Raw genomic sequence first — 10,224 nt, forward strand, 5'->3', positions numbered from 1 at the left:
GAAGACGGCGGCGCAGCTGATCACGGAGTACGGGGACCTGGCGGGGGTACGGGCGGCGGCGGCCGACCGGACGTCGAAGCTGACCCCGGCGGCATTCCTGCGGTCAGTACGTCAGTACGTCAGTACGTCAGTACGTCAGTACGTCAGTACGTGAGGATGCCCGGGTCCGACGTGCCCGCCGCGCCCGTCTCCACGTGGCCCGCCAGGCGGCGGAGGTAGTCCGTGGTGGCGGAGGACGTGACGGTGACGTCGTACCAGCGGGCGGAGGCGGACAGCGGGACGGTGTACGTGACCGTCGCGCCCTTGGCGACGGACAGGGTCACCGGGCTGCCGCCGTAGGCGTTGGTGACGGTCACCGTCGCCGTGGTGCCGGCGTTCGTGAAGGTCAGGTCGAGGTCGCCGGTGGCGGCGTTGTGGCGGGCCCTGACCTCGGGGACGGCGGTCTTGCCGGGGGAGCGGAAGCGGCGCAGGAAGCCGTTGGGGCCGTGCACGGTGAGGTCGGTGAGGGACTTGGAGTACTTGGTGTTCCAGGTGTCCGCGATCGACTTGTTCGCCTCGGCCGTGTACGTCCACGGCGCGTCCGTGCGGTTCGCCGAGGTGACGTAGAACTGCGCGCCCGCCGCCGGGCCGCCGCTGAAGGTGAGCCGGTAGGTGCCGGCGGTGGTGTCCGCGGCGCCGTCGACGTACGGGGCGTAGGCGAGCGGGCGGGTGGGCTTGGCGCCCGGCTCCTGGCGGGGCATGGCGCCGACGGCCGGGGCGGTGGCCAGGAAGTCCGGGTGGCGGTTCCGGTCCGGCGGGTAGTAGCCGGCCGTGGAGGGCAGCGCGGCCGGCTGCGTCTGCGTCCGGGAGAAGTCGAAGGCGGAGGTCAGGTCGCCGCAGATGGCCCGGCGCCACGGCGAGATGTTGGGCTCGCGCACGCCGAAGCGGTTCTCCATGAAGCGGATGACCGAGGTGTGGTCGAAGGTCTCGGAGCAGGTGTAGCCGCCGGTCGACCACGGCGAGACGACGATCATCGGGACGCGCGGGCCGAGGCCGTACGGGCCGGCCGCGTAACCCGTCTTCCCGGGGAAGTAGTCCAGCGTCGTGGAGACGGTCGACAGGCCCTGCGCGGCCGAGCCCGGCACGTACGGCGGCACCACGTGGTCGAAGAAGCCGTCGTTCTCGTCGTACGTGATGAACAGCGCCGTCCGCGCCCACACGTCCGGGTTGGAGGTCAGCGCGTCGAGGACCTGCGCGATGTACCAGGCGCCGTAGTTGGCGGGCCAGTTGGCGTGCTCGGAGAACGCCTCGGGCGCCGCGATCCAGGAGACCTGGGGCAGCCGGCCGGCCTGCACGTCGGCGCGCAGCTGGTCGAAGTAGCCCTCGCCCGCCTTGGCGTTCGTGCCGGTGCGGGCCTTGTCGTAGAGCGGGTTGCCGGGCTGCGCGTTGCGGTAGTTGTTGAAGTAGAGCAGCGAGTTGTCGCCGTAGTTGCCGCGGAAGGCGTCGTTGATCCAGCCCCAGGAGCCGCCGGCGTTCAGGCCGTCGCCGATGTCCTGGTAGACCTTCCACGAGACGCCCGCCGCCTCCAGGCGCTCGGGGTACGTCGTCCAGCGGTAGCCCGCCTCGGCGTTGTTGAGCACCGGGCCGCCGCCGGTGCCGTCGTTGCCGACGTAGCCGGTCCACATGTAGTAGCGGTTGGGGTCGGTCGCGCCGATGAACGAGCAGTGGTACGCGTCACAGATGGTGAACGCGTCGGCGAGCGCGTAGTGGAACGGGATGTCGTCCCGGGTGAGGTGGGCCATCGTGGCCTTGGTCTTGGCCGGCACCCAGTTGTCGTACTTGCCCTTGTTGTACGCGCTCTGGCCGCCCGCCCAGTCGTGGTTCAGGCCCTGCAGGTACTCCATGCCGAGCTTGTCGCTCGACGGACGGAAGGGCAGGGTCTCCGTCTTGCCGTCCGACTGGTACCAGACGGGCTTGCCGCTGGGCAGCGTCACCGGGCGCGGGTCGCCGAAGCCGCGCACGCCCTTCATGGCGCCGAAGTAGTGGTCGAAGGAACGGTTCTCCTGCATCAGGACCACGATGTGCTCGATGTCCTGGATGGTGCCGGTCGCGCCCTGCGCGGGTATGGAGGCGGCGCGGGCGATGCTGTCGGACAGCATGGTGAACGCGGCGGTACCGCCCGCCAGTTGCAGGAACCGGCGGCGATTCAGGTCGGCCATGGGGGAGTTGCCCTCCGGGATGGGAGCGGATGCGGGGTGCGCGTGCGGTGGCCGGCCGGGGCCGGCGACGAGCGCCCCAAGGAGAGCGCCCGCGAACCACCGCCCGGCGGCCGTCCCATGACTGCCCGTCGTACGGCAGGCGAATCCCCCGTGCCTGGACGTGAAAACTCACAACCGAACGCCCTCGGTGCGTCAGAGCGCACCGAGGGCGTCGGAAATCCTCAGAAAGGCACGTCAGGTCGTCATTTGGCGACTGGTCGACGACTGGTCGACGACGACTACTCGACGACGAGCTCCACCTTGATGTTGCCCCGCGTCGCCTTCGAGTACGGGCAGAACGCGTGGGTCTTCTCCAGGAGCGCGGTGCCGGCCTCGCCCTGCAGGTGCTCCGGGAACTCGGCGCGCATCACGACCGCCAGGCCGAAGCCGCCGTCGGCCGCGTCCTTGCCGATGGAGACCTCGGCGGTGACGGAGGCGTCGGAGATGTCGATCTTCTCCTGGCGGGCGACCACGCCCATGGCGCTGGCGAAGCAGGCCGCGTAGCCGGCGGCGAAGAGCTGCTCGGGGTTGGTGCCCTCGCCGTTGCCGCCGAGGGCCACCGGGTGGGCGAGCGGGAGGTCGAGACGGCCGTCGGAGCTGACGGCGCGGCCCTCGCGGCCGTTGGCGGTGGCGACGGCGGTGTAGATGGCGTCCATGGGTTCTTCCGTTCCTCTCGGAGGGGGAGCTCGGTCGGTCGTGCTGTCCTGGGTTCATTTGTAGCGCGCCATTGAGTTGCGCACAACTGAATCGGGTGTGATGCGCCTCTCCCGTACCCTGGGAGTCATGGACGAGGACTTCCTCAAGCTCGACAACCAGATCTGCTTCTCCCTGCACGCCGCCTCCCGTGCCTTCAACGGCGTCTATCGCGGCGCGCTCAAGGAGCTCGGCCTCACCTATCCGCAGTACCTGGTGATGCTCGTGCTCTGGGAGCACGGCGAGCTGCCCGTCAAGGGCATCGGTGAGCGGCTCCGGCTGGACTCCGGCACGCTCTCCCCCCTGCTCAAGCGGCTCGAGGCGGCCGGCTACGTCGAGCGCCGGCGCAGCGCCGAGGACGAGCGGTCCGTCACCGTGCGGGTCACCGACGAGGGGGCCGCGCTGCGCGAGAAGGCCCTCGGGGTGCCGCGCGGGATCGCCGCCGCGACCGGGCTCGACCTCGCGGAGATCCAGGAGCTGCGGGACCGGATCCACGCCCTCGCCGCCCGGCTCGACGCCGTCGACCCGGACGACGTGGCGCGCTGCGTCGGGGCGGACGAGGGGGCGGACGCGGGGGCGGACGTGGAGGCGGACGTCATGGCGGAAGGCGGGCGGACGCCGTGACGGTTCCCGCGTGACGGTTCCTGCATCCGACATCTAAATGTAAGGATCCGATGGCAGGTGCGGTCCTATACTCGGGCCATGCCCGACGACATCACCCTGCGGCGCGCCACCGCCGCCGACTCCAAGCGGCTCAGCCGGCTCGTCCGGACCTCCTCCGCCTACGCCGGCGAATACGCCGCCATGGTCGACGGCTACCAGGTCGGCGGTTCGTACATCGAGCACCACCCCGTCTACGTCGCCGTGGACGGCGCCGGCCGCATCCTCGGCTTCTACGCCCTCCTCCTCGACGAGGCCGAGCTCGACCTCGCCTTCGTCGCCGACGACGCCCAGGGCCTCGGCATCGGCCGGATGCTCATGGCGCACATGGCCGAGCAGGCCCGGGCCGCCGGGCTCGACTCCATACGGGTCGTGGCCCATCCGCCCGCCGAGGAGTTCTACGTACGCACCGGAGCCCGCCGCACCGGCACCGTCCAGCCCACCGGACGCATCCACTGGGCCCGCCCCGAGCTGCGCTGGGACCTCACCGCCACGGCCGACGCCGCGTGAGCGCCACCCAGGCGGCCGAGCCCAGGGAACGCAGGCTCTTCGCCGACCTCACCCCGCTCCGTACCTCCGCCGACTACCGCCGCCTCTGGTTCGGCAACTCCGTCACCTGGGTCGGCCAGGGCATGACCACCCTGGCGATCTCGCTCCAGGTGTACGACATCACCCGCTCGCCGTTCTCGGTCGGCCTCGTCGGACTGTTCTCGCTCGTCCCGCTCGTCGTCTTCGGGCTGTACGGCGGCGCCATCGCCGACACCGTCGACCGGCGCAGGCTCGGCCTCGCCAGCTCCACCGGCCTGGCCGTGCTCTCCGCCGCGCTCGCCACGGCCGCGTTCGCCGGCTTCCACCGGGTCTGGTTCCTGTACGGGATCGTCGCGCTCCAGGCCGTCTGCGCCGCGCTCAACGCGCCCGCCCGCAGCTCGATGATCCCGCGCCTGCTGCCCGCCGAGCAGCTGCGCGCCGCCAACGCGCTCAACTCGATGACCATGACCTTCGGCACCCTCGTCGGGCCGAGCCTCGGCGGCGTCGTCGTCGGCCTGGCCGGCTACCAGGCCGCGTACCTCATCGACGCCATCGCCTTCTCCGCCTCCCTCTACGCGATGTGGCGGCTGCCCTCGATGCTGCCCGAGCGCGTCGACGGCGCCGGTGCCGCGCGGGCCTCGGTGCTCGACGGGCTGCGCTTCCTCGCCACCCGGCCCAACCTGCGCATGACGTTCTTCTCCGACTTCTGCGCGATGATCCTCGCCCACCCGCGGGCGCTCTTCCCGGCCGTCGCCGCGCTCTGGTACGACGGCGACGCCCGCACCACCGGACTCCTCGTCGCCGCGCCGGCGTTCGGCGCGCTCCTCGGCGGCGTCCTCTCCGGCTGGCAGGGCCGGATCCACCACCACGGCCAGGCGGTCCTGCTCTCCGTCGCCACCTGGGGCACCGCCATCGCGGTCTTCGGCCTCACCCGCAACCTGTGGCTCGGGCTGCTGCTGCTCGCCGTCGCCGGCTACTCCGACACCGTCTCGATGATCTTCCGCAACACGATGATGCAGGTCGCGGCGCCGGACGAGATGCGCGGGCGGCTCCAGGGCGTGTTCATCGTGGTCGTCGCGGGCGGGCCGCGGCTCGGCGACTTCCTCGCCGGAACCGTCGCCGACCTCACCTCCCCGGCCGTGGCCATCACCGGCGGCGGCCTGGCGTGTGTGCTCGCGATCGGCCTGCTCGCGCTGTACGGGAAGGGCTTCCGCCGCTACGACGGACGCAACCCGACGCCGTAGCGCCGGTGGGGGCGCGAAGCGAGCCGGACGTAACAGCGCCCCCGCCGAACGGGTCATCCCGGAGCATGATCAGGGCGCGTGCGCTTGCCGCGGACCTATGCCGCGGAGAGGCTCCGCATGAGCAACTCCGCTCGTCAGGAGGTTTTCATGCGCAAGTTCATCGCCACGGCCGCCCTGGCCGCCGCCGTCGTCCTCGCGGGCTCGGGCACCGCCCTCGCCCACGGTTACGACGACGACTCCGACGGGTCCGACGTGACGGTCGTGACCCACTCGGTCGTCGTCTGCGAGGACTTCAGCATCTGTCAGGGCATCGGCGGCTGACGATGGCCTGAGCCACCGCGAAGCCCCCTCAATCGGAGGGGGCTTCGTGCTGTCCCGGGGCCCGTCCGAGCCCGACGATCCCGCGCGCGACGCCGAGGTCCACCAGGTCCTGCGGGCGCAGCCGGAGCTGGTCGGCCGTCTCCGGCACCTGGTCCGGCGTCCGCTTCAGGATCTGCGCGGCCGACTCCGGCGCGATCACCGAGAAGTAACCGTCCGGCGTCACCCACGTGTTGCCCGGCGCGGCCAGGGCCAGCGCCCCGCCCGAACCGCCCTCCCCGACGAGCAGCGAGGTCACGGGCACCCGCGCCCCCGCGATCGCCCCGAACACCTCCGCGATGGCCGGGCCCGCCCCGGCCCGCTCCGCCTCGGCGTCATTGGCCGCGCCCGGCGTGTCGATCAGCGTCAGCACCGGGATCCCCAGCCGGTCCGCGAGCCCGATCAGCCGCGCCACGGTCCGGAACCCGGCCGGCCGCGTCGCCCCGCCCGACTGCGCCGCGTACGCCACCACCTGCCCGCCCGGCCGCACCCCGAACCCGCACTCCACCTCGGCATCCACCCCACCGGCCCGGTCCCCGCTGATGGCCGCGCGCGTCTCGAAGTACGCGTCGAGATACGCCCGTGCGCGGGGCCTTCCGGCCTCCCGCGCGCGCAGCACGGCATCCCACCCGGTGAGGGGGAGCGGGAGATCACGGAGGGCGGGCGGCGGCGAAGCGGGCGCGGGCGCGGCGCCCGCGGGGACGCCGGGCGCGGGGGCCACGGGGACGCCGGGCGCGGGGGCCACGGGGAAACCGGGACCAGGGCCTGTGGCCGGGCCTGCGGCCGTCACCGCGCCCGTGCCTTCGGCCGTCACCGCGCCCGGGCCTTCGGCGTGGTCCGGTGCCGCCGGTTCGTGCCGCGGCGACAGCAGGCGCAGCCACAGCGTCAGGGTGTCCCGCAGCTGCTCCGGTGGCACGAGCGCGTCCACGTGGCCGTGGGCGTGCTGGTCCTCCGCCGTGTAGGCGGCCGGGTCGGCGTGGGCGGGGCGGACGCGGGAGCCCGCGAAGGCGACCTGCGCGGTCGGGAGGGCGAGGACGACGTCGGCGGCGGCGCCGAGGGTGGCCCAGCCGCCGCCGGTGGTGGGGTCGCGGAGGACGGCGAGGTGGGGGAGGCCGGCGGCGCGGAGGCGGACCGAGGCGGCGGCGACGCGCTGGAGCTGGGTGAGGGCGATCATGCCCTCCTGCATGCGGCTGCCGCCGGTCGCCACCAGGGACACCAGCGGCAGCCGGCGCTCGGCCGCCGTGCGGAACGCGGCGACGAGCCGGTCACCGGCCGCCCGGCCCAGCGAGCCGCCCAGGAAGCCGAACTCGAAGACGACGAGGACGCAGGGGTGCCCGCCGATGCGCGCCGTGCCGTAGAGGACCGACTCGTCCGCGCCTGTGCGCTCGGCGGCCCGGGCGCGGGAGGCGTCGTAGCCGGCCCAGCCGATCGGCCCGTCGGCGACGGGCGGAGCCTTCGGCTCGGCCTCCTCCGCCTCCGGTGTCCAGTCGTCGGCCGGTCCGCGGCCCTCGTCCTCGGGGAGCCAGTCGTCGTCCGCCCCCGGCAGTACCGCCGCCGGGGCGAAGTCGTCCGTGACCAGGGCGATCCACGACCGCGCCGGCCGCCGCTCAGCCCCGGTCACGGAGCGCCTTCTTCAGGATCTTGCCCATGTCGTTGCGGGGCAGCGCCTCCAGGTAGCGCACCTCGCGCGGGCGCTTGTGCGGGGCGAGGAGCGCGGCCACGTGGCCGGCGAGGGCCTCGGCGGACGGCGGGTCCGCCGGCTCGGCCGGGACGACCCAGGCCACGATCCGCTCGCCCAGGTCCGGGTCCGGCGCGCCGGTCACCGCCGCCTCGCGCACGCCCGGATGGTCCAGGAGCGCGTTCTCGATCTCGCCCGCGCCGATCTTGTAGCCGCCGCTCTTGATGAGGTCGGTGGCCTTGCGGCCGACGATCCGGACATAGCCGTCGGGCTCCCGTACCGCCATGTCCCCGGTACGGAACCAGCCGTCCGCCGTGAAGGCGGCGGCCGTAGCGTCCGGCCGGTTCAGATACTCGGTGAACAGGTTCGGGCCCCGCACCTGGATCTCGCCGACCGTCTCCCCGTCGGAGGCGTCCGGGCCGAGCACCGAACCGTCCTCCTCCACCAGGCGCAGTTCGACGCCGTCGAGCGGCAGCCCCACCGACCCCGGGCGCGGGCCCGAGCCGACGGGCACGGAGGTGTTCATCAGCGTCTCCGTCATCCCGTACCGCTCGATGACCGTCCGCCCCGTCGCCGCCGTGATCCGCTCGTGGTCGTGCACCGGCAGCGCCGCCGAACCGGAGACGAGCAGCCGCGCCGCCGTCAGCGCCCGGACCAGGCTGGGCTCGTGGGGGAGGGCCTCGGCGAGGCGGTGGTACATGGTCGGTACGCCGAACAGCATCGTCCCGCCGCCGTCGCCCAGCTCCTTCGCGACGCCCTCGAAGGAGAAGCCGCCCAGGTGCCGCACCTCGCCGCCGCGCCGCAGCGGGCCGAGGACGCCGAGGACCAGGCCGTGCACGTGGAAGAGGGGAAGGCCGTGCACGAGGACGTCGTCGCCGGTCCAGGCCCAGGCGGCCGCGAGGGCGTCGAGGGAGGCGGCGACGGCGCGCCGGGAGAGCACGACACCCTTGGGCGGGCCGGTGGTGCCGGAGGTGTAGACGATCAGGGCGGGGGCTTCCGGGTCCGTCACCGCCTCCTTCGCCCGCCGCCGCCCCGGCGCTCGTACGTCGACGTCGATCCTCGTCAGGCCCGCCATCTCGCGCGGCAGTTCGTCCCCGGCGCCGGCGAGCACCGCGCCCGGCCGGCTGTCGCCGAGGATGTGGTGCAGCTCGCTAGAGCCGATCCGCGGGTTGAGCGGGATCACCGGCACCCCGGCGAGCAGGGCCGCCACCACCGCGACCGCCGTCTCCGGCGTCGGCGTGGCCCAGACGACGACATTCCAGGGGCCCGCGAGCCGGGCCGCCAGGGTTCCGGCGGCCCGCGCCAGTTGCTCGTACGTCAACGTCTCCGCGCCGAACCGCAGGGCCGGCCGGTCGGTTGCGGCCCGCAGGGCCGGGAACAGGGCACTCATGGGCGCATTCTGCCCAGCCGTCACGGCCGCCGTGCTGCGACCTTGCTCACGTCGGGCACGGGCGTGTCGGCGCCGCCGTCCGGCCGGATGGTCCGCATCCCCCGTACGCGTACCCGCGGCCGGCGAGCGCCAGGTCAGGCTCAAGGCCACGTCACCACGGTCGGCGGCGCGCCGTCGTCCGCGACCCGCAGCCGCAGCCCGTCCGCGCCCGCGCCCACCTCGACCGTCACCGCCCCGACGCCGGGCCGCCGGTGGGCCGCGGCGAGCGCGCCGCGCAGCGCCGCCAGCAACCGGTCCGCTCCGGCGTCCCCTTCGGCGAGGGCGTCGACGGCGCCGGAGAAGTGCACGGACGGCTGGAAGCCGAGCAGCGCGGCCGCGCCGCCGGTCTCGCGCAGGACCCGGCCGCGGAAGGAGGTCGGGGCGTCGGCGGGCGGCTGCTGGAGCGCGAAGATCGTGGTGCGGACCTCCTGGATCGTCGAGTCCAGCTCGTCCACGGCCCGCCCGAGCAGCGTGTCCACCTCGTGCACGGCGGCCCGGCGGCGGGTGGACTCCAGCATCATCTCGGTGGCGAAGAGGCGTTGGACGACGAGATCGTGCAGGTCGCGGGCGATCCGGTCACGGTCCTCGTAGACGGCGAGCTGCTCGCGGTCGTGTTGGGCGTCGGCGAGGACGAGGGCGAGCGCCGCCTGGGAGGCGAACTGTGAGGCGAGCAGCCGGTCGACGGCGGTGTACGGGCGGCCGCCGCGGCGGCGGGGCAGCGCGAGGGTGCCGATGAGCTTCCCGCCGCTCTGCAGCGGCAGCATCATCGACGGCCCGAACCGGCTGCGCACGTGCGTGGTCATCCGGGGATCGGTCGCCGAGTCCTCGATGAACACCGGCTCGCCGCCGAGCAGCTGGACCAGGACGGGGGAGCCGGGCGCGATCGTGGTGCCGACGAGGTCGCCGGGGTCGTCCGGGGTGGAGGCCGCGACGATCTCCATGCCGCCCTCCGCGGTGGGCTGGAGCACCACGCCGGCGGAGGCGTCGGCGAGCAGCCTGGCCCGTTCGGCGACGGTCGTCAGGGCGTCCTCGGCCGGTTTCCCGGCGAGGAGGGCGGTGGTGACGGCGGCGGCGCCCTCGATCCAGCGCTCGCGCTGGCGGGCGGTCTCGTAGAGGCGCGCGTTGCCGATCGCGATGCCGGCCTGGGAGGCGAGGACCCGGAGCAGGGCGAGGTCCTCCTCGGTGAAGGGGCCGCTCTTCTTGTCGGTGAGGTGGAGGTGGCCGAAGACCTCGGTGTGGACGCGGATGGGCACGTCGAGGGAGGGCTGCGGGACGGGACCGGCCTCGGGTCCGCCGCAGGTGAACAGCTCGGTGACGCGGCCGCGCTCGGGGTCGACGACCCCCAGCGCGGCGGGGGGGGGGCCGGGGAGCGCGGGGGGGGGGGCCCCCAGGGGGGGC

General features: G+C 73.8%; 9 protein-coding genes. 4 read left to right on the forward strand and 5 right to left on the reverse strand.

Annotated elements, in window-relative coordinates; all coding sequences use genetic code 11:
• Positions 1–143 precede the first annotated feature (143 nt).
• Both ACWEV0_RS34825 and ACWEV0_RS34830 read right to left on the reverse strand, forming a co-directional pair.
• Positions 144–2,198, reverse strand: a complete 2,055-nt coding sequence (locus tag ACWEV0_RS34825) for a phosphocholine-specific phospholipase C (protein WP_453153821.1) — start codon at positions 2,196–2,198, stop codon at positions 144–146.
• 278 nt (positions 2,199–2,476) lie between these two features.
• A complete protein-coding gene (locus ACWEV0_RS34830) occupies positions 2,477–2,893 on the reverse strand; it encodes an organic hydroperoxide resistance protein (protein ID WP_453153822.1) in 417 nt (138 codons plus the stop codon).
• A 127-nt stretch (positions 2,894–3,020) separates the two neighbouring features.
• On the opposite strand from ACWEV0_RS34830, the gene ACWEV0_RS34835 reads away from it, so the two are divergent.
• The 4 genes from ACWEV0_RS34835 to ACWEV0_RS34850 all read left to right on the forward strand — a co-directional run bounded on the left by ACWEV0_RS34835 (position 3,021) and on the right by ACWEV0_RS34850 (position 5,683).
• Positions 3,021–3,554, forward strand: coding sequence for a MarR family winged helix-turn-helix transcriptional regulator (locus tag ACWEV0_RS34835; RefSeq protein WP_453153823.1), 534 nt, complete (start codon positions 3,021–3,023; stop codon positions 3,552–3,554).
• Positions 3,555–3,632: 78 nt separating this feature from the next.
• Positions 3,633–4,100: a GNAT family N-acetyltransferase gene (locus tag ACWEV0_RS34840; protein ID WP_453153824.1), complete on the forward strand. Its 468-nt coding sequence runs from the start codon at positions 3,633–3,635 to the stop codon at positions 4,098–4,100.
• Entirely contained in the window at positions 4,097–5,362 is a 1,266-nt protein-coding gene (locus ACWEV0_RS34845) for an MFS transporter (RefSeq protein ID WP_453153825.1), read from the forward strand. The genes ACWEV0_RS34840 and ACWEV0_RS34845 overlap by 4 nt, the downstream gene beginning before the upstream one ends.
• A gap of 147 nt (positions 5,363–5,509) precedes the next feature.
• Entirely contained in the window at positions 5,510–5,683 is a 174-nt protein-coding gene (locus ACWEV0_RS34850; RefSeq protein WP_453153826.1) for a hypothetical protein, read from the forward strand.
• Between the two features lie 28 nt (positions 5,684–5,711).
• On the opposite strand, the gene ACWEV0_RS34855 is transcribed toward ACWEV0_RS34850, so the two are convergent.
• The 3 genes from ACWEV0_RS34855 to ACWEV0_RS34865 form a co-directional block, all read right to left on the reverse strand.
• Positions 5,712–7,340, reverse strand: coding sequence for a carboxyl transferase domain-containing protein (locus ACWEV0_RS34855; RefSeq protein WP_453153827.1), 1,629 nt, complete (start codon positions 7,338–7,340; stop codon positions 5,712–5,714).
• Entirely contained in the window at positions 7,327–8,787 is a 1,461-nt protein-coding gene (locus ACWEV0_RS34860; RefSeq protein ID WP_453153828.1) for an acyl-CoA synthetase, read from the reverse strand. The genes ACWEV0_RS34855 and ACWEV0_RS34860 overlap by 14 nt, the downstream gene beginning before the upstream one ends.
• A gap of 140 nt (positions 8,788–8,927) precedes the next feature.
• On the reverse strand, positions 8,928–10,224 hold a 1,297-nt coding region (locus ACWEV0_RS34865; RefSeq protein ID WP_453153829.1), incomplete at its 5' end, for a GAF domain-containing protein.

It is taken from the genome of Streptomyces sp. NPDC003943 (genome assembly GCF_053605265.1).